Source organism: Rothia kristinae (assembly GCF_016028855.1).
Classification (GTDB): domain Bacteria; phylum Actinomycetota; class Actinomycetes; order Actinomycetales; family Micrococcaceae; genus Rothia; species Rothia kristinae.
The window spans coordinates 1,669,272-1,687,094 of record NZ_CP065738.1; the positions used below are offsets into that span (position 1 = coordinate 1,669,272).

Sequence of the window (17,823 nt, forward strand, 5' to 3'; positions counted from 1 at the left end):
GACCCAGACCCAGACCCTGCCGTCGACCCTGCCCGAGGCCCTCGACGTCCAGCCCTGCCCGCCCGGCATCGAGGAGCGGACGGGGCGGTCCCACAGCTACGAGGTGCGCACCTTCGGCTGCCAGATGAACGTGCACGACTCCGAGCGGATCTCCGGGCTGCTGGAGGCCTCCGGGTACGTCCCGCACACGGGTGAGGGGACCCCTGACCTGGTGGTCTTCAACACCTGCGCGGTGCGGGAGAACGCAGACAACAAGCTCTACGGCCACCTCGGTCAGCTCGCCCCCGTCAAGCGCGCCCACGAGGGCATGCAGATCGCCGTCGGCGGGTGCTTGGCCCAGAAGGACCAGAACACCATCGTGGAGAAGGCCCCCTGGGTCGACGTCGTGTTCGGCACCCACAACATCGGCTCCCTGCCGCGGCTGCTGGAGCGCTCCCGGCACAACCGCGAGGCCGCCACCGAGCTGCTGGAATCCCTGGAGGTCTTCCCCTCCACCCTGCCGACCAAGCGGGAGAACGTGCACTCCGGGTGGGTGTCCATCTCCGTGGGCTGCAACAACACCTGCACCTTCTGCATCGTCCCCTCCCTGCGCGGCAAGGAGAAGGACCGCCGGCCCGGGGACATCCTCGCCGAGGTCCAGGCCCTGGTGGACGACGGCGCCGTGGAGGTCACCCTGCTCGGGCAGAACGTGAACTCCTACGGCGTCGGCTTCGGTGACCGGCAGGCCTTCTCCAAGCTGCTGCGCGCCTGCGGGCAGATCGAGGGCCTGGAGCGCATCCGCTTCACCAGCCCCCACCCGGCGGCCTTCACCGACGACGTCATCGACGCGATGGCCGAGACCCCCACCGTCATGCCCGTCCTGCACATGCCCCTGCAGTCCGGCTCCGACCGGGTGCTCAAGGCCATGCGCCGCTCCTACCGGTCCAAGCGGTTCCTCGGCATCCTGGAGAAGGTGCGCAAGCGCATCCCGCACGCCGCCATCACCACGGACATCATCGTGGGCTTCCCCGGGGAGACGGAGGAGGACTTCCAGGAGACCCTGCGCGTGGTCGAGGAGTCCCGGTTCTCCTCGGCCTTCACCTTCCAGTACTCCATCCGCCCCGGCACCCCGGCGGGTCGGATGCAGAACCAGGTGCCCCAGGAGGTCGTGCAGGAGCGGTACGAGCGGCTGGTGGCCCTACAGGATCGCATCAGCGCGCAGCTGAACGCCGAGCAGGTCGGGAAGCGGGTGGAGCTGCTGGTCTCCGCGCAGACCGGACGCAAGGCCGAGCAGACCCACCGGCTCTCCGGGCGCACTCCGGATCAGCGGCTCGTGCACTTCAGCGTGCCCGACGGCGCCCCCGTCCCGCGTCCGGGGGACTTCGCGACCGTGCGGATCACCGACGCCGCACCCTTCCACCTGCTCGCCGATTCCCCGGCGGAGGACTACGCGGTGCGCCGCTCCCGCGCCGGGGACGCTTGGGATCGCGCCCAGGCCGATTCCTGCGGCACCGGCGCCCCGTCGGGTGGCGCCCCGGGCACCACGATGCTCGGGATGCCGGCCCTGCCGCCGCGCCGATGACCCTCCCGATCATCGCCGTCCTCGGCCCCACCGGCACGGGGAAGTCAGACCTCAGCGTCGCCCTGGCCCGCGAGGTGGACGGCGAGGTGGTCAACGCGGACTCGATGCAGCTGTACCGCGGGATGGACATCGGCACGGCCAAGCTCACGCCCGCCGAGCGCGACGGCGTGCCCCATCACCTCCTAGACGTGCTGGACGTGCGCGAGGAGGCCTCCGTGGCCCGCTACCAGCGCGAGGCCCGCGAGCGCTTCGCCGAGATCCGGGGGCGCGGGCGCACCCCGATCCTCGTCGGCGGGTCCGGACTGTATGCGCGCGCGGCCCTGGACGTGCTGGAGTTCCCGCCCACCGATGCGCAGGTGCGTCAGCGCTGGCAGGAGCTCCTGGAGACCGAGGGGCGCGGGGCGCTGGCCGCTCGGCTGGAGGCCGTGGACCCGGTCTCCGCGCGGCGCGGCCTGGACGACCGGCGCCTGGTGCGCGCCCTGGAGGTCCACGAGCTGACCGGGCGCCCCTTCTCCTCCTACATGCCGCGGCGCGAACACCGGGAGCCGGCCCTGCAGATCGGGCTGAACGGGCCCCGGGACCTGCTGCACGACCGCCTGGCCGTGCGGGTGCACCGGATGGTCGAGGCCGGTCTCCTGCAGGAGGTGCGGGACCTGGCCGAGCGGGGGCTGCGCGAGGGGCGCACCGCCTCCCACGCCCTGGGCTACGCGCAGTTCCTGCGCGTCGTGGACGGGGAGACCTCCGAGGAGGAGGCCGTGCAGGAGACGATCATCGCCACCCGCCGCTTCGCCCGCCGCCAGGTCACCTGGTTCCGGGCGGACCCGCGCGTTACCTGGATCGGATTCACCCTCTCCCCGCGCCAGCAGCTGGACCGGGCGCTGACCCTGATCGAGCAGGGGCGCACGCCGGAGACCGCGAACGACGGGGGAGCCGAGGGCTGACCTGACCGCGCGGGCAGGACCGGGAGCGCGGCCGGATTCGCCGGCCAGACCGGTCCTCGCTGAGCCGGCCCTTCGGTCGTCCGACCCGCCCGATAGACTGGCCGGGTGACGACCGAGAGCACCACCGCCGAGAGCACCACCGCGCAGACCGACGCCTCCCGCTGGGGCGAACTGGCCGGAGTGACCCTGAGCAAGGGCCACGGCACCGGCAACGACTTCCTCCTGCTCACCGATCCCGAGGGAAGCCTCGAGCTGGAGGGGGACCTGGTGGCCGCCGTGTGCGACCGGCACCGGGGGATCGGCGCGGACGGGCTGATCCGCGCGATCCGCAGCCAGCACCTGGAGGCCGGGCGGGCCCTCGCCGCGAACGGGGAGGACGCCCCGGAGTGGTTCATGGACTACCGCAACGCGGACGGCTCCCTGTCCGAGATGTGCGGCAACGGGGTGCGCGTGTTCGCCCACCACCTCATCCACGCCGGGCTGATCGAGCTGCCGGAGGGGGAGACCGTGCGCATCGGGACCCGCGGCGGGGTCAAGACCGTCGCCCGGGTTCCCGGCGGCTACGCCGTGGACATGGGCCCCTGGGGCTTCATCGACGGGGAGCAGGCCCGGGAGCACGGGGCCGACTGCACCGTCTCGGCCCGCGGCCTGCGCACCGCCCGCCCGGGCCTGTCCATCACCATGGGCAACCCGCACACCGTCGTCGCCCTGGCCGATGAGGCCAAGCTGGCCCGGCTGGACCTGGGCACCGCACCGACCGTGGACCCCCGGCCCAGTGCCGGCACCAACGTCGAATTCGTGGTGCCCCGGGACGCCGAGGAGGAGGACGACGGCACGGGAGCGCTGGTGCTGCGCGTCAGCGAACGCGGGGTGGGCGAGACCCTGTCCTGCGGGACCGGCGCGTGCGCTGCCGCGGCGGCGACCCGCTTCTGGGGCGGGGAGGACGCCCCGGATGAGTGGCGGGTCGGCGTGCCCGGCGGGGAGCTGGGCGTGACCTTCGTGCTCGGCCCGGACGAGCTGGAGCACGTGATCCTCTCCGGGCCGGCGGAGCTCGTGGGCACCGTGCGCCTGGGCTGAGCCGCGGGACCCGGGCAGGTCGCCGCGGGGATCAGGCGGCGCGGGTGACCCGCAGGATCCGGAAGCCCTTGGCGGTGGCGGCCCGGTCCACCGCGAAGGCGCCGGGCTCCCGCTCCCGCAGGGTCTGATCCAGCCAGCGCTGCAGGGAGTCCGCGCCCAGGTTCTTCTGCACCACCAGGTGCGCCTGCCCGGCCGGGGCCAGGCGCACCAGCCAGGTCAGCAGCAGCTCGTGCAGCACCTGCTTGCCCACCCGGATCGGCGGGTTGGACCAGATCGCGTCGAAGCGCAGCCGCGGATCCACCTCCTCCGGGATCACCGGGCGGATGCCGGTCAGCCCCAGGCGCGCGGCGTTGCGGCGGGTCAGCTCCAGGCTGCGCCGGTTCACGTCCACGGCCATCACCTCGGCGTCGGGCCGCTGCAGGCCCATGCTCAGCGCGATCGGCCCCCACCCGCAGCCGACGTCGAGGAAGCGGGACCCGGACCGGGGCAGGGCGGGGACCTCGTCCAGCAGCACCGCGGTGCCCTTGTCCAGGGCCTTCGGGCTGAAGATGCCGGGGGCGCTCACCAGATCCCGCTCGGCCCCGGCCAGTCGCACCCGCAGGGGCTGCTCGACGAAGGGCTCGTCCTCGTGCGCGGAGAAGTAGTGCTCGACCATGATCCCCCATCGTATCGGCCCGCCTCACCCGCCTCCTCGGCGTCCGCGCTCGCGGCGCCGGCTCCCCGGGACTCGGCGCTGGGGCGCGGCGTCGCGTGTTCGTCCACAGCACAGGCCCGCCCCGGGTGCGGCGCGGGGGCCGCCCGGTAGACTGGCAGGACGCATTGAGCGGTCCGCGCGCCCGATCCGAGGGAGTCAGCACCGGCCGCGCCCCCGCACGGAAAGGCACCCTTGCCCCAGCATCACCCCCGCACCGCCGACGACGCCGCCCCCGAGCACACCGACGAGCGCACCGAGCAGCCCCGCCAGCCCAGCGACGCCCAGCTGCGCGCGACCGTGGACCGGGTCCTCGGCCGCTTCTCCCCGGAGGAGGAGCACCAGGCCTCCATCCTGGACCGCCGTGCCCCGGAGCTGGCGGAGACCACCCAGCACACCGAGCACGACGGCGAGCAGCAGGACCTCGAGGAGCGCCGCGCCCTGCGGCGCGTGGCCGGGCTGTCCACCGAGCTGGAGGACGTCACCGAGGTCGAGTACCGGCAGCTGCGCCTGGAGCGCGTGGTGCTGGCCGGGATCTGGTCCGAGGGCACCCTGGAGGACGCCGAGAACTCCCTGCGCGAGCTCGCGGCCCTGGCGGAGACCGCCGGCTCCGAGGTCCTGGACGGGCTGGTGCAGCGGCGGCTGAAGCCGGACCCCGGCACGTTCCTCGGCTCCGGCAAGGCCCAGGAGCTCAAGGAGATCGTGGCCGAGACGGGCGCGGACACCGTCGTCATCGACTCGGAGCTGGCCCCGTCCCAGCGGCGTGGGCTGGAGGACATCGTCAAGGTCAAGGTCATCGACCGCACCGCGCTGATCCTGGACATCTTCGCCCAGCACGCCAAGTCCCGGGAGGGCAAGGCCCAGGTGGAGCTGGCGCAGCTGGAGTACCTGCTGCCGCGCCTGCGCGGCTGGGGCGAGTCCATGTCCCGCCAGGCCGGCGGTCGGGCGGCCGGCGGCGAGGGGATCGGTTCGCGCGGTCCCGGTGAGACGAAGATCGAGCTGGACCGGCGCCGCATCCGCCAGCGGATGGCCAAGCTGCGTCGGGAGATCGCCGCGATGAAGCCGGCCCGGGAGACCAAGCGGGCCAACCGGCGTCGCAACCACATCCCCTCCGTGGCCATCGCCGGGTACACCAACGCCGGCAAGTCCTCCCTGCTCAACCGGCTCACCGACGCCGGGGTGCTGGTGGAGAACGCCCTGTTCGCGACCCTGGACCCCACGGTGCGCCGGGCCGAGACCCCGGACGGCATCGGCTACACCCTCTCGGACACCGTCGGCTTCGTGCGCAACCTGCCCACCCAGCTGGTCGAGGCCTTCCGCTCCACCCTCGAGGAGGTGGCCGACGCGGACGTGATCCTGCACGTGGTGGACGCCTCCCACCCGGACCCGGCGGGCCAGATCCGCGCGGTGCGCGAGGTCCTGGCCGAGGTGGACGCGCAGGACGTCCCGGAGATCATCGTGCTGAACAAGGCCGACGCCGCGGACCCCTTCGTTCTGGATCGCATCCGGCTGCGCGAACCCCACCATGCGATCGTCTCCGCGAAGACCGGGGAGGGGATCCCGGAGCTGAAGGAGCTGATCTCCCGGACCATCCCTCGGCCCAGCGTGCGCATGGAGATCCTGGTGCCCTACACCCACGGGGAGGTGGTCTCCCGGCTGCACGAGTGGGACGCGGAGATCCTGTCCACCGCGTTCGAAGAGGACGGGACCCGGATGAGCGTGCTGGTGCGGGAGGAGACCGCCCCGGAGCTGCAGCCCTACGCCGTGACCGCCCCGTGAGCAGCACCAACCCGGACCCCACGCGAGGCTCGGCACCCGCGGAGGCCGCCGAGGACGTGCACGCCCCGACCGGTGCGGAGCCGGAGACCCTGCCCGGGGCCAAAGACGCCCTGGCGCTGCTGGACACGGCGATCGAGCGCACCGGCGGGCAGCGCCGCGACGGGCAGCGGATCATGGCAGCGCACGTGGCCCAGGCCCTGCAGACGGGGCGGCACCTGCTGGTGCAGGCCGGCACCGGTACCGGCAAGTCCCTGGCCTACCTGGTCCCGGCCATCCAGCACGCCCTGGGCGCGGACAAGCCCGTCGTCGTCGCGACCGCGACCCTGGCCCTGCAGGCGCAGATCGTCGGCCGGGACGTGCCCCGGCTGCTGGAGACCCTCGAGGATCGCCTCGAGGGCGAGGTGGAGGTCGCCCTGCTGAAGGGGCGCAGCAACTACGTGTGCCTGCACAAGCTGGAGGGCGGCTACCCGGAGGATGAGGACCCGGACGCGCTGTTCAACCTCAACAGCCAGGGGCAGGCCGCCAGTGGGCATCCCCGTCCCGCCCCGGACTCGCTGGCCGAGGAGGTGGTGCGCCTGCGCGCCTGGGCGGACTCCACGGACACCGGGGACCGGGATGACCTGCGCCCGGGCGTCTCGGACCGGGCCTGGCGGCAGGTCTCGGTCACGGCCTCGGAGTGCCTGGGGCGCCGCTGCCCCCTGGTGGAGGAGTGCTTCTCCGAGCGGGCCCGGCAGCGGGCGGGGGAGGCCGACGTCGTGATCACCAACCACGCGCTGCTGGCGATCAGCGCCTTCGAGGGGATCGGGGTGCTGCCCGAGCACGACGTCGTGGTGGTCGACGAGGCCCACGAGCTGGTGGACCGCGTGACCGGCGCGGTGACCGGCGCCCTGTCCCCGCTGATGGTCCGCTCCGCGGCCCGGGCGGTGCGCACGAACACCCAGGCGGCCTCGGAGCCGCTGAGCTCCGCGGCCGAGGCCCTGGAGCAGGCCTGCTCCGGCCGGCCCGCCGAGCTCATGCCGCAGGGGCTGGAGCCGGGGATCGCCCGGGCCATGGAGCAGGTGCGCGACGCCGCCCGGGCCGCGCTGTCCGACACCAAGGGCGACGCGAAGGACTCCGACGCCGGGCGCCAGACCGCCCGCGCCAAGCTCACCGAGGTCCTGGAGCTGGCCGAGCGGATGCTCAGCGCGGACGGGCGCTTCGAGGTCGTGTGGATCTCCCGGGCCGGCGGCTGGGAGCCGGGACGCGGCTACGTCAGCGCCGCGGACACGGACCCGGCCACGCTGCACGTGGCCCCGCTGTCCGTGGCCGGGCGGCTGCGCGAGGGGCTGTTCCAGGACCGCACGGTGGTGCTGACCTCGGCGACCCTGGCCATCGGCGACTCCTTCGATCAGGTCGCCGGCTCCCTCGGGCTGCAGGGGGAGAAGGCCCCGGCGTGGGAGGGGCTGGACGTCGGCTCGCCCTTCGACTACCCGAAGCAGGGGATGCTCTACGTGGCCCGGGACCTGCCCAAGCCGGGGCGCGGGGTCTCGGAGGAGCAGCTGGAGCGGATCCTGCAGCTGGTGGAGGCCTCCGGCGGCGGGGCGCTGGGATTGTTCTCCTCGCGTCGCGGCGCGCAGCAGGCCGCCGAGTACGTGCGCGAGCACTCCGACCTGCCGGTGCTGGTGCAGGGGGAGTCCTCGCTGCGCGGTCTCGTCGAGCGGTTCACGGCCGAGGAGGACACGTGCCTGTTCGGAACCATGAGCCTGTGGCAGGGCGTCGACGTGCCGGGGCCCTCCTGCCGCCTGGTGCTCATCGATCGGATCCCGTTCCCGCGCCCGGATGATCCGCTGGCCACCGCCCGGGCCCGGGCGGTGGGCCGGCGCGGGGGCAACGGCTTCATGGCGGTCTCCGCCTACCACGCGGCGATCCGGCTGGCCCAGGGGGCCGGGCGCCTGATCCGCTCCCGCGAGGACCGCGGGGTCGTGGCGGTGCTGGATTCCCGGCTGGCCACCGCCCGGTACGGCGGGTTCCTGCGGGCGGCCCTGCCGCCGCTGTGGACCACGGACCGCCTGCCCGTGGTCACGGGGGCGCTGCGGCGGCTGCACGCGGGCTGAGGCGAGGGCCTCAAAGCCCGGACTCAGACGGCGCGCAGCACCGAGACGACCTTGCCCATGATGCTGGCGTGATCGCCGAGGATCGGCTCGTACTGGCGGTTCTGCGGCAGCAGCCAGGTGTGCCCGTCGCGCTGTCGGAAGGTCTTCACGGTGGCCTCGTCATCGAGCAGGGCGGCGACGATGTCCCCGTTCTGGGCGGTGTTCTGCTGGCGCACCACGACCCAGTCGCCATCGCAGATCGCGGCCTCGACCATCGAATCCCCGCGCACCTCGAGCATGAACAGCTCGCCCTGGCCCACCAGCTGTCGGGGCAGGGAGATCGTGTCCTCCACGTGCTGCTCGGCCGTGATCGGCACACCGGCGGCGATGCGCCCCACCAGCGGCACGCTGATGTTCTGCCCCTGCTCCTCCTCGGCCTCCGGCGCGGCGGTGGGGAACAGCGGGACCACGTCGGCTGCGGCCTCGGCCGTCGGCTGCGCGCTCGGGGCGGGGTCCGACTGCTCCTCCTGCGCGGGGCCCTGCCCGGAGGGGCGGATGTCGGTGCGGCGGGGTTCGGCCAGCACCTCGATGGCCCGCGGCCGCTTCGGATCGCGGCGGATGTAGCCCAGGGCCTCGAGCCGGGAGAGCTGGTGGGTGACGCTGGAGAGGCTGGACAGCCCGACGACGTCGCCGATCTCGCGCATCGACGGCGGGTAGCCGTGCGCGCTGATCGAGGCGGAGATGGCCTCCAGGATGGTGCGCTGGCGCGCGGTGAGGGGCTTGCGGGCGGAGGCCTCGGCTCCGTGGGGGGCTGCTCCGTGCTCTCGGGCCACCGTCGGGTCCTTCCTGGAGGTGTTCGATCTGTCAGTCCGGGGGTGTGGACTGCTCCCATCAGCGTAGGCGAGACCGCGTGTCGGATCAAACACATGTTCTAGTCCCTCGACAGTCTTCGATCGCACTGGTAGAACAGATGTACGAACTCGAACACGTCTTCGAAGGCGATCGAGCGTCAATCACCGCTAGGAGGCCGCCATGAGCATCGCGCTCACCGCACCCCGCCCGTTCCGCATCGGGTTCCGCACCGGGCCGCGCCGGGGTGCCCATCCGGCAGGCGCACCCGCCTGCACCCGCCCCGCCTGCGCCCGTCCGGCCGCGCGCCGCACCCGGCTGCTGCGCCGCCGTCCGGAGCGCGCGGCCCGCCCGACGCTGCGGCTCACCCGGCGCGGACGCCTCCTGCTCATCGGCCTGCCGGTGCTGCTCGGGGCCGTCGCGGTGCTGGCCGGGGCCCTGCTGCTGGTGCTGAGCCCGCAGGCCCAGGCCGGCGACGCCGCGCCGAGCGGGGCGCAGACCCGCGTCGTGGTGGTCTCCGCCGGGGACACCCTCTGGAGCCTCGCACAGGAGGCGGATCCGGAGTCCGACCCGCGGGCCGCGGTGGAGCGGATCGTGGACCTGAACGACCTGCAGGACAGCGCCGTGCGGCCCGGCCAGCGCCTCGTGGTGCCGCAGCCGGAGACCGCCGCGCCGTGAGACCGCAGGGTTCCGGGTTCACGCGAACGGGGACTCCACTAGGATGGCACCGTGAGTGATGCAGCCAGCCCCGATGCGGAAGCCGCCGTCCTGGATACCCTGCCGCTGCGAGATGACCTGCGCGGCCAGAGGGCCTACGGCGCCCCGATGATCCAGGTGCCCTACGCCCTGAACGTCAACGAGAACACCCATCCGCTGCCCGAGGAGCTGATCCGGGCGATCGGCAGTGCGGCCGCCGAGGCCGCGGCCGGGCTGAACAGATACCCGGACCGGGACTTCCCGCAGCTGCGCCGCGAGCTGGCGGACTACCTCGGCCACGGCATCACCGAACGCCAGGTCTGGGCCGCCAACGGCTCCAACGAGATCCTCCAGCAGCTGCTGCAGGCCTTCGGCGGGCCCGGCCGCAACGTGCTGAGCTTCGCGCCCACCTACTCCATGTACCCGCTCCTGGCCTCCGGCACCAACACCGAGTACATCGCCGGGCGGCGGGCCGCGGACTTCACCCTCTCCCCGGAGGATGCCGCGCGCCAGATCCGCCAGCACCGGCCGACCGTCACGATCCTGTGCTCACCCAACAACCCCACCGGCACGGCACTCTCCCCGGAGACCATTTTGGCCGCCTACGAGGCCGTCGAGGAGCTGGGCGGGATGCTCGTGGTGGATGAGGCCTACGCGGAATTCGCCCGCGATCCGGACACCACCGCGCTGTCCCTGCTGCCCGGGAGGCCCCGCCTGGTCGTCAGCCGCACCATGAGCAAGGCCTTCGCCCTGGCGGGGGCCCGGGTCGGCTACTTCGCCGCGGATCCGGCCGTGGTCGAGGCCGTCATGCTGGTGCGCCTGCCCTACCACCTCTCCGCGGTGACCCAGGCCGTCGCCCTGACGGCGCTGCGCCACCGGGACCAGCTGCTGGGGCAGGTCGGACGCATCCGCGAACAGCGGGACCGGATCGTGACCCGTCTGGAGCAGCTGGGTCTGGAGCCGGCCGCCTCGGACTCCAACTTCGTCTTCTTCGGGGGCCTGTCCGATGCCCAGGGCCTGTGGGAGGACCTGCTGGGCGACGGCGTGCTGATCCGCGACGTCGGGATCCCCGGGCACCTGCGGGTCACCGCCGGCACCGAGGAGGAGACCACCGCCTTCCTGGACAGCCTGGAACGGCACCTGCCCGACCGCCGCTGAGACCACCCCCGCCCCGGGCGCCCGGGTCTCACGGGCCCCGCGGGGCGCGCCGACCCACCGCCGACACCGCTACGGAGCATCGAATGCAGACCCTTGACGCCCAGCCCGCCCGGGCGGGCGGCCGCACGGCCTCCCTGACCCGCGCCACCAGTGAGTCCACGGTCCGGCTCAACCTGAACCTGGACGGCACCGGCGTCTCCCGGATCAGCACCACCGTGCCCTTCTACGACCACATGCTCACCGCCCTGTCCAAGCACTCGCTGATCGACCTGGAGGTCGAGGCCAGCGGAGACACCGAGATCGACGTGCACCACACCGTCGAGGACACCGCGATCGTGCTGGGCGAGGCCCTGCGCGAGGCCCTGGGCGACAAGCGCGGCATCCGCCGCTTCGGCCAGGCCACCGTGCCCCTGGACGAGGCCCTGGCCCGGGCCGTCGTGGACATCTCGGGGCGGCCCTACCTGGTGCACGAGGGGGAGTCCGAGGCCTTCGCCCACCACCTGATCGGCGGGCACTTCACCGGCTCCATGGTCCGCCACGTGCTCGAGGCCATCGCCTACCACGCCGGGATCTGCCTGCACGTGGACCTGCTGCGCGGCCGGGACCCCCACCACATCGCCGAGGCCCAGTTCAAGGCCCTGGCGCGGGCCCTGCGCGAGGCCGTCGAGCCGGATCCCCGCGTCCCGGAGGCCATCCCCTCGACCAAGGGGGCGCTGTGAGCACCGCTGGATCGCAGCCCGTGAAGCCCACCGTCACCGTCCTGGACTACGGGGCCGGCAACGTCCGCTCGGCCGTGCGCGCCCTGGAGACCGCCGGGGCCGACGTCGTGCTCTCCCGGCGCCCGCAGGACGTGCTGGAGGCCGACGGCCTCGTGGTCCCCGGCGTCGGGGCCTTCGGCGCCGTCATGGACGGCCTGCGCGCCGTGGATGCCCCGCGGCTGATCGGACGCCGGGTGGCCGGCGGCCGGCCCGTGCTGGGCATCTGCGTGGGGCTGCAGGTCTTCTTCGAAGCCGGCACCGAGCACGGGGAGCACACCGAGGGACTGGGGGAGTGGCCCGGGACCGTGGAGAAGCTGCCCGGAGACGTGGTCCCGCACATGGGCTGGAACACCGTGCGCCCGCCGGAGGGCAGCCGGCTGTTCGCCGGGATCGAGCGGGAGCGGTTCTACTTCGTGCACTCCTACGCGGTGCAGCGCTGGGAGTTCACCCAGACCAGCCAGCACATCCGGCCCCCGCAGGTCACCTGGGCCGAGCAGGGGGTGCCGTTCATCGCCGCCGTGGAGAACGGGCCGCTGAGCACCACCCAGTTCCACCCGGAGAAGTCCGCGGACGCCGGGCTGCGGCTGCTGCGCAACTGGCTGGACACCCTGCTGCGCACCGGCCGGATGGCCCCGCGAGGCCCCGAGTCCGAGGAGGACTTCCCAGACCCCGCCCGGGCGCAGGAGACCGCGCCCGCCGTCGACGCCGAGGAGGGCGAGCGCGCATGAGTCCCCTGACCTCCGGTCTGCTGCTGATGATCTTCGGGGCCTTCCTCGTCGGCGGCGGCATCTCCTTCCGCCGGCAGAAGCTGCCGCTCATCGCCCAGGTCGTGCTGTGGATCCTGGGCGCGGCCTTCTTCGCCTACGGCCTCTACGTCGTCACCCTCGACTGAGCGCCGGGCGCGGCCATCCCGCCCGCGCCCGCGCGCACCATCCGCAACGAACAGGAGCACCATCCCGATGAGCACCCCCCGCCTGCAGCTGCTGCCCGCCGTGGACGTCGCCGGGGGTCAGGCCGTGCGCCTGGTCCAGGGCGAAGCCGGCACCGAGACCGGCTACGGCGACCCCGTCGAGGCGGCCCTGGCCTGGCAGGAGGCCGGTGCCGAATGGGTGCACCTGGTGGATCTGGACGCGGCCTTCGGGCGTGGGGAGAACACCGAGGTGCTGCGCCGGGTCGCCGAGCGGGTGCGGCTGAAGATCGAGCTGTCCGGAGGGATCCGGGATGATGCCTCGCTGCGCCGGGCCCTGAGCCTGGAGCCCGCCCGGATCAACCTCGGCACCGCCGCCCTGGAGGACCCGGAGTGGACGCGCCGGGTCATCGCAGAGCACGGGGAGCGCATCGCCGTCGGGCTGGACGTGCGCGGCACGACCCTGGCGGCCCGCGGCTGGACCGAGGAGGGCGGGGACCTGTGGGAGGTGTTGGACCGGCTCAACGCCGACGGCTGCGCCCGCTACGTCGTCACCGACGTGACGAAGGACGGCACGCTGCGCGGGCCCAACACCGAGCTGCTGGCCGAGGTCGCCCGGCGCACGGATCGGCCGGTCGTCGCCTCCGGCGGCATCTCGGGGCTTGCGGACCTGGAGGCGCTGCGGGCCATGGTCCCGCACGGGGTCGAGGGCACGATCGTCGGCAAGGCCCTGTACGCCGGGCGCTTCACCCTGGCCGAGGCCCTGGACGCGGCGGGGCGGCCCGAGGCATGAGCCCGCGGGAATTGCCGGCTCACATCCAGGCGCAGCTGCGCAGCGCCGGCCGGGAGACGGACACCGGCGGGCAGCCGTGGAAGGGCCGCAACCTGGGGGAGGGGACCTCCCACACCCACGCGTATCCGCAGGACGACGGCCTGACCCCCGCCCCCGTGGCCGAGGCCCTGGAGGCCTTCGCCCGGGCCGAGATCCCCGAGGAGTCGGTGCTGGAGGCGCTGCGCGGCACGCGCCTGTTCGCCCCGGTTCTCGCCGAGCTGTCCCAGGCCCACGTGACCGAGGACGGGCTGGTCTCGGACAAGGAGTCGGAGATGGCCCTGGTCTCCATCAGCGCCCCGGACGGGCGGCGGGCCCTGCCCGTGTTCACCAGCGTGGACGCGCTGACCTCCTGGCATCCGCAGGCCCGGCCGGTGGCCGCCGAGGCCCGGCGCACGGCGCTGGCCGCGGTGGAGGACGGCAACCAGCTGCTGGTCCTGAATCCGGGCACCGAACTGGTCTTCGTCCTGCGGCGTCCGGGGGTGTGGGCCCTGGCCAAGGGCGAGCCCTGGCTGCCGTCCTACTCGGATCCCGAGGTGCTGGCCGCCCTGCAGCGCGCGGCCGCGGGGATCCCGCAGGCCCGAGGCGCGCAGATGGCCCCCGGGGCCGGGGTGGCGGCCCGCGACGCCGAGGGTCGGTTGCTGCCCGGCGGCGGGCCCGGCCCGGAGCTCAGCGTCGAGCTGCTGCTGGTCCCCGGCCTGGACCGGGCGGGCCTGGACGCTGCGTCGGAGACCTTCCGGGCGGCCGTGGCCGCGGACCCGCTGCTCGCCGAGCGGATCGACTCCCTGGAGATCCGGGTGCGCCCGGTCGAGGACCGGGAGCCGCGCCCGGCGGGCTAGAAGACCGGGCCGGTCAGGTTCTCTCCGGGGCCCTTGCCCGGGGCGTCCGGGGCGAAGGAGGCCTCGCGGAAGGCCAGCTGCAGGGAGCGCAGGCCGTCGCGCAGGGGCCCGGCGTGCTGGGAGCCGATCTCCGGGGCCGCGGAGGTGACCAGCCCGGCCAGGGCGATGATGAGCTTGCGGGCCTCGTCCAGATCCTTCAGCTCCGCGGCGTCGGGCCCCTCGGCCAGGCCGCATTTCACGGCGGCCGCGCTCATCAGGTGCACCGCGGTGGTGGTGATGACCTCCACGGCGGGGACCTCGGCGATGTCGCGCATCTGCGCGTTCACGGCCTGGATCTGCTCGGCGCTGGGCTCCGGGGCGGCCTCGGGGGCCACGGCGGCATCCGTGCCGCCGGGGAAGCGGTGCACGCCGGGATCGGGCTGGGCGTCGGCGGGATCCTGCGCGGCAGAGGAGGGGCGGGGTGTCTCAGTCATGGCCCCCACTGTCGCACATCGGGGGCCGTCGCGCCGCCTCGGGGCGAGACCGGCGCAGGGCAGACAACGGGGCGGCCATGGTGTAGAGTGTCAGGAGTTTCCAAGCGGGGATCTCGATCTCCCACCCGCGTCGACCGCAGCGGTCGCCGGGTCAGCGCTCGTGCGCCATCATGCCGTCCGCATCCTGAGGATGCGCGTCGTGTGCGGGCACGGGTCTCGAAGCCCCCGCTGGAACCGTCCCGCGGGGGCTTCTTCGCATCCCGTCGGGGCGATCCGCGAACCGTGCGGGAACAGACCCGCAGAGCCGACAGGAGCACCACATTAGCGATCCACGCATCAATGACCGCATCCGCGTACCGGAAGTCCGACTGGTCGGCCCCAGCGGCGAGCAGGTCGGGATCGTCCGCGTAGAGGACGCACTGCGTCTGGCGCGGGAATCGGATCTTGATCTGGTCGAGGTGGCGCCGAACGCCCGTCCGCCGGTGTGCAAGCTGATGGACTTCGGCAAGTACAAGTACGAGGCCGCCGTCAAGGCCCGCGAGTCCCGCAAGAACCAGACCAACACGGTCCTGAAGGAAGTGCGGTTCCGGCTGAAGATCGACGACCACGACTACGAGACCAAGGTCGGGCACGCCAAGCGCTTCCTCACCGCGGGAGACAAGGTCAAGGCCATGATCCAGTTCCGCGGCCGCGAGCAGCAGCGCCCCGAGATGGGAGTGCGCCTGCTGGAGCGGCTGGCGATGGACCTGGCCGAGGTCGGCAGCGTCGAGTCCAATCCGCGCCAGGATGGGCGGAACATGGTCATGGTCATCGGCCCGCTGCGCAACAAGGCCGAGGCGCGCCGCGAGCAGCAGCGCCAGGCCAAGCAGCAGGGCGGCAGCCGCCGTCAGCGCGAGCGGGTGGACACCCGCACCGCGCAGCCGGTGTCCAACTCGGTGGCCGCGGCCATGCCGGAGCAGCTGCGCCAGCAGGCGCAGGGCGGCTCGGCATCGCAGGCCCAGGAGGCCCCGGCCCCGAAGCCGCAGGCCGAGTCGAAGCCCGCGTCGGCCCCGAAGCCGCAGGCGGCTCCCAAGCCCCAGGCGGCCGCGAAGCCCGCGTCGGCTCCGAAGCCGCAGGCCGCGCCGAAGCCCCAGGCGGCTCCCAAGCCGCGGGCGCCGAAGCCCGGCCCCCGGTCGTAGCCGCCCCGCCCGGGTCCGCCCCGGGTTGGATGACCCTGCGGACCGGGTCGAGAAGGCGCCTCGTCCTCGACGTCGCCCTCGCAGATCCGGCTTCCGCTGCCTGAGACAGGCACCGTCCCCTCGGGGCGGTGCACGCCCTCCCGGCCCCGCGTGCCCCACGCGGGATCCGGGATGAAACGTAAGGAGAACGGCCCCCATGCCGAAGCACAAGTCCCACTCCGGTGCCAAGAAGCGCTTCAAGCTCACCGGTTCCGGCAAGGTCAAGCGCCAGCAGGCCAACCGCCGCCACTACCTGGAGCACAAGTCCTCCCGGCTGACCCGCCGGCTGGCCTCGGACCAGATCGTCACCGGCGGTCAGGCCAAGGTCATCAAGAAGATGCTGGCCAAGTAGGGCTCAAGCCCACCGCACCCATCGACCTCCCGGTCCCCGCACGGGACCGGCCCCGAACACGCCGCGCCGCCCCCAGGTGAGGGCCGCGCCAGAGCAGAAGGAGTACGCACGTGGCACGTGTGAAGCGGGCAGTCAACGCCCACAAGAAGCGTCGGACCACCCTGGACCGCGCGTCCGGCTACCGGGGGCAGCGCTCCCGCCTGTACCGGAAGGCCAAGGAGCAGGTCACCCACTCGCTGGTCTACAGCTACGACCACCGGCGCAAGAAGAAGGGCGACTTCCGCCGCCTGTGGATCCAGCGCATCAACGCCGCCGCGCGCGCCGAGGGCCTGACCTACAACCGCTTCATCCAGGGCCTGAAGGCCGCCGAGGTGGAGGTCGACCGCCGCATGCTGGCCGAGCTGGCCGTCAACGAGCCGGCCGCCTTCAAGGCGCTGGTCGGCATCGCCAAGGAGAACCTCCCCGAGGACACCTCCGCTCCCAAGGCCGCCTGAGACCGGCTCTCCAGCACGACGCCGCCCGCCCCGCGATCCGCGGGGCGGGCGGCGTCGTGCGTGGGCGCAGGCTCCGGTACCGCGGATCCGCCGCGCGCGGGCCGACGCCGGACTCCGGGCGCGGGCGAGGCCCGGGTAGGGTGGCCGGGTGAGCGCATTCCAGATCCTCGACCGCGAGCGGACCCTGATCAACCCCACCGCGGACCGGGTCCGCGACGTCGCCGCCCTGGCCCGGGCCCGCCAGCGCGCCCGTCGCGGGCTGTTCCTCGTGGAGGGGCCGCAGGCGGTGCGCGAGGCCCTGGCCGCCCACGCGCGCGGCCCGCTGCTGGACGCCGTGTACGTCACCCCGGCCTGCCTCGAACAGGACCCCTCGCTGGGCGAGGCCATCGCGGCCGCGGCGGGCAGCCCGGCCCCGACCGCCCCCGGGGGCCCCGCGCGTCGGGTCTTCGCCCGGCTGGCGGCCCCGGAGGTGCTGGCCGCGATGGCCGAATCCCAGACGCCCCAGGGGGTCCTGGCCGTGGCTCACAGCGCCGCGGCGCTGAGCGGCCTGCCCGGTGCTCAGGACTGGCCGGACCTCGGGGCGGTCATGGTCCGGGTGCAGGATCCGGGCAACGCCGGGACCCTGATCCGCGCCGCCGACGCCGCGGGCGCCGGGTTCGCGGCCGCGACCGCGGGCTCGGTGGACCTGCTCAACCCCAAGGCCGTGCGCTCCACCGCGGGCTCCCTGTTCCACCTGCCCGTCGCGGCGCACCAGACGCTGCCCGACCTGGTCGAGGCGGCCCGGACCGCGGGCGCTCAGATCCTCGCCGCCGACGGGCACGCCGCCCTGGATCTGGATGAGCTGGCCGATGCCGCGGCCGCGCAGCGTCCCGGCGACGGCGCCGATCTGCGCCGGCCCACCGTGTGGCTGTTCGGCAACGAGGCCCAGGGCCTGTCGGAGGAGGAGAAGGGGCTGGCCGATGCCCGGGTCGCGGTCCCGCTGCACGGGCGGGCCGAATCCCTCAACGTGGGGATGGCCGCTACGGTGTGCCTGTACGCCTCCGCGCGCGCCCAGCGACGACGCACCCGCTGACCGTCCCGGCCCGTCCGGCTCCGCCCCCCGCCCGTCTCGCGTCGGCCCCGCCGAGTGC

At 73.8% G+C, this 17,823-nt stretch carries 19 protein-coding genes; 16 read left to right on the plus strand and 3 right to left on the minus strand.

Features of this window, described 5'->3' with window-relative positions:
• The first annotated feature begins 67 nt into the window (after positions 1 to 67).
• The 3 genes from miaB to dapF all read left to right on the plus strand — a co-directional run bounded on the left by miaB (position 68) and on the right by dapF (position 3,579).
• Positions 68 to 1,561: a tRNA (N6-isopentenyl adenosine(37)-C2)-methylthiotransferase MiaB gene (miaB, locus tag I6G21_RS07360; RefSeq protein ID WP_129357900.1), complete on the plus strand. Its 1,494-nt coding sequence runs from the start codon at positions 68 to 70 to the stop codon at positions 1,559 to 1,561.
• Positions 1,558 to 2,502, plus strand: a complete 945-nt coding sequence (gene miaA / locus I6G21_RS07365; protein WP_064725827.1) for a tRNA (adenosine(37)-N6)-dimethylallyltransferase MiaA — start codon at positions 1,558 to 1,560, stop codon at positions 2,500 to 2,502. Before miaB ends, miaA begins: the two co-directional genes overlap by 4 nt.
• 105 nt (positions 2,503 to 2,607) lie before the next feature.
• Positions 2,608 to 3,579, plus strand: a complete 972-nt coding sequence (gene dapF / locus I6G21_RS07370; RefSeq protein ID WP_058730808.1) for a diaminopimelate epimerase — start codon at positions 2,608 to 2,610, stop codon at positions 3,577 to 3,579.
• Between the two features lie 31 nt (positions 3,580 to 3,610).
• Here the strand turns inward: dapF and I6G21_RS07375 are convergent, their stop codons facing one another.
• Positions 3,611 to 4,234 (minus strand): class I SAM-dependent methyltransferase, encoded by a 624-nt coding sequence (locus I6G21_RS07375; RefSeq protein ID WP_058730807.1) that lies wholly within the window; start codon positions 4,232 to 4,234, stop codon positions 3,611 to 3,613.
• A 231-nt stretch (positions 4,235 to 4,465) separates the two neighbouring features.
• Here I6G21_RS07375 and hflX point away from each other — a divergent pair, with 231 nt between their 5' ends.
• Positions 4,466 to 6,049 (plus strand): GTPase HflX, encoded by a 1,584-nt coding sequence (gene hflX / locus I6G21_RS07380; protein WP_129357875.1) that lies wholly within the window; start codon positions 4,466 to 4,468, stop codon positions 6,047 to 6,049.
• Positions 6,046 to 8,142: an ATP-dependent DNA helicase gene (locus I6G21_RS07385; RefSeq protein ID WP_408015176.1), complete on the plus strand. Its 2,097-nt coding sequence runs from the start codon at positions 6,046 to 6,048 to the stop codon at positions 8,140 to 8,142. The genes hflX and I6G21_RS07385 overlap by 4 nt, the downstream gene beginning before the upstream one ends.
• A 23-nt stretch (positions 8,143 to 8,165) precedes the next feature.
• Here the strand turns inward: I6G21_RS07385 and lexA are convergent, their stop codons facing one another.
• Positions 8,166 to 8,954 carry a transcriptional repressor LexA gene (lexA, locus tag I6G21_RS07390; protein ID WP_058730804.1) on the minus strand — a complete coding sequence of 263 codons (789 nt, stop codon included), beginning with the start codon at positions 8,952 to 8,954 and terminating at the stop codon, positions 8,166 to 8,168.
• A gap of 199 nt (positions 8,955 to 9,153) precedes the next feature.
• Between lexA and I6G21_RS07395 the strand changes: the two genes are divergently transcribed.
• From I6G21_RS07395 to I6G21_RS07425, 7 genes are all read left to right on the plus strand, one after another.
• Positions 9,154 to 9,648, plus strand: coding sequence for a LysM peptidoglycan-binding domain-containing protein (locus I6G21_RS07395; protein WP_058730803.1), 495 nt, complete (start codon positions 9,154 to 9,156; stop codon positions 9,646 to 9,648).
• Positions 9,649 to 9,699: 51 nt separating this feature from the next.
• Positions 9,700 to 10,824, plus strand: a complete 1,125-nt coding sequence (locus I6G21_RS07400) for a histidinol-phosphate transaminase (RefSeq protein WP_193554005.1) — start codon at positions 9,700 to 9,702, stop codon at positions 10,822 to 10,824.
• An 83-nt stretch (positions 10,825 to 10,907) separates the two neighbouring features.
• Entirely contained in the window at positions 10,908 to 11,543 is a 636-nt protein-coding gene (gene hisB, locus I6G21_RS07405; RefSeq protein ID WP_129357876.1) for an imidazoleglycerol-phosphate dehydratase HisB, read from the plus strand.
• Positions 11,540 to 12,310, plus strand: a complete 771-nt coding sequence (hisH, locus tag I6G21_RS07410; protein WP_129357877.1) for an imidazole glycerol phosphate synthase subunit HisH — start codon at positions 11,540 to 11,542, stop codon at positions 12,308 to 12,310. Before hisB ends, hisH begins: the two co-directional genes overlap by 4 nt.
• Complete coding sequence (locus I6G21_RS07415) at positions 12,307 to 12,474, plus strand: hypothetical protein (protein ID WP_165590107.1); 168 nt, start codon at positions 12,307 to 12,309, stop codon at positions 12,472 to 12,474. The genes hisH and I6G21_RS07415 overlap by 4 nt, the downstream gene beginning before the upstream one ends.
• Before the next feature lie 67 nt (positions 12,475 to 12,541).
• Positions 12,542 to 13,282, plus strand: a complete 741-nt coding sequence (gene priA / locus I6G21_RS07420; RefSeq protein WP_129357878.1) for a bifunctional 1-(5-phosphoribosyl)-5-((5-phosphoribosylamino)methylideneamino)imidazole-4-carboxamide isomerase/phosphoribosylanthranilate isomerase PriA — start codon at positions 12,542 to 12,544, stop codon at positions 13,280 to 13,282.
• A complete protein-coding gene (locus I6G21_RS07425; RefSeq protein WP_129357879.1) occupies positions 13,279 to 14,157 on the plus strand; it encodes an SseB family protein in 879 nt (292 codons plus the stop codon). The genes priA and I6G21_RS07425 overlap by 4 nt, the downstream gene beginning before the upstream one ends.
• On the opposite strand, the gene I6G21_RS07430 is transcribed toward I6G21_RS07425, so the two are convergent.
• The gene (locus I6G21_RS07430; RefSeq protein WP_165869996.1) at positions 14,154 to 14,630 is read right to left on the minus strand and encodes a DUF1844 domain-containing protein; all 477 of its coding nucleotides are present in this window, start codon (positions 14,628 to 14,630) and stop codon (positions 14,154 to 14,156) included. The two genes, I6G21_RS07425 and I6G21_RS07430, sit on opposite strands and share 4 nt — an antisense overlap.
• 347 nt (positions 14,631 to 14,977) lie before the next feature.
• On the opposite strand from I6G21_RS07430, the gene infC reads away from it, so the two are divergent.
• The 4 genes from infC (at position 14,978) to I6G21_RS07450 (ending at position 17,765) form a co-directional block, all read left to right on the plus strand.
• Positions 14,978 to 15,808, plus strand: coding sequence for a translation initiation factor IF-3 (infC, locus tag I6G21_RS07435; protein WP_408015188.1), 831 nt, complete (start codon positions 14,978 to 14,980; stop codon positions 15,806 to 15,808).
• Positions 15,809 to 16,004: 196 nt separating this feature from the next.
• Positions 16,005 to 16,199, plus strand: coding sequence for a 50S ribosomal protein L35 (gene rpmI / locus I6G21_RS07440; RefSeq protein ID WP_058730797.1), 195 nt, complete (start codon positions 16,005 to 16,007; stop codon positions 16,197 to 16,199).
• A gap of 110 nt (positions 16,200 to 16,309) precedes the next feature.
• Entirely contained in the window at positions 16,310 to 16,693 is a 384-nt protein-coding gene (rplT, locus tag I6G21_RS07445) for a 50S ribosomal protein L20 (protein ID WP_064725707.1), read from the plus strand.
• 148 nt (positions 16,694 to 16,841) lie between these two features.
• Positions 16,842 to 17,765, plus strand: a complete 924-nt coding sequence (locus I6G21_RS07450; protein ID WP_232238424.1) for a TrmH family RNA methyltransferase — start codon at positions 16,842 to 16,844, stop codon at positions 17,763 to 17,765.
• Positions 17,766 to 17,823: the final 58 nt, after the last annotated feature.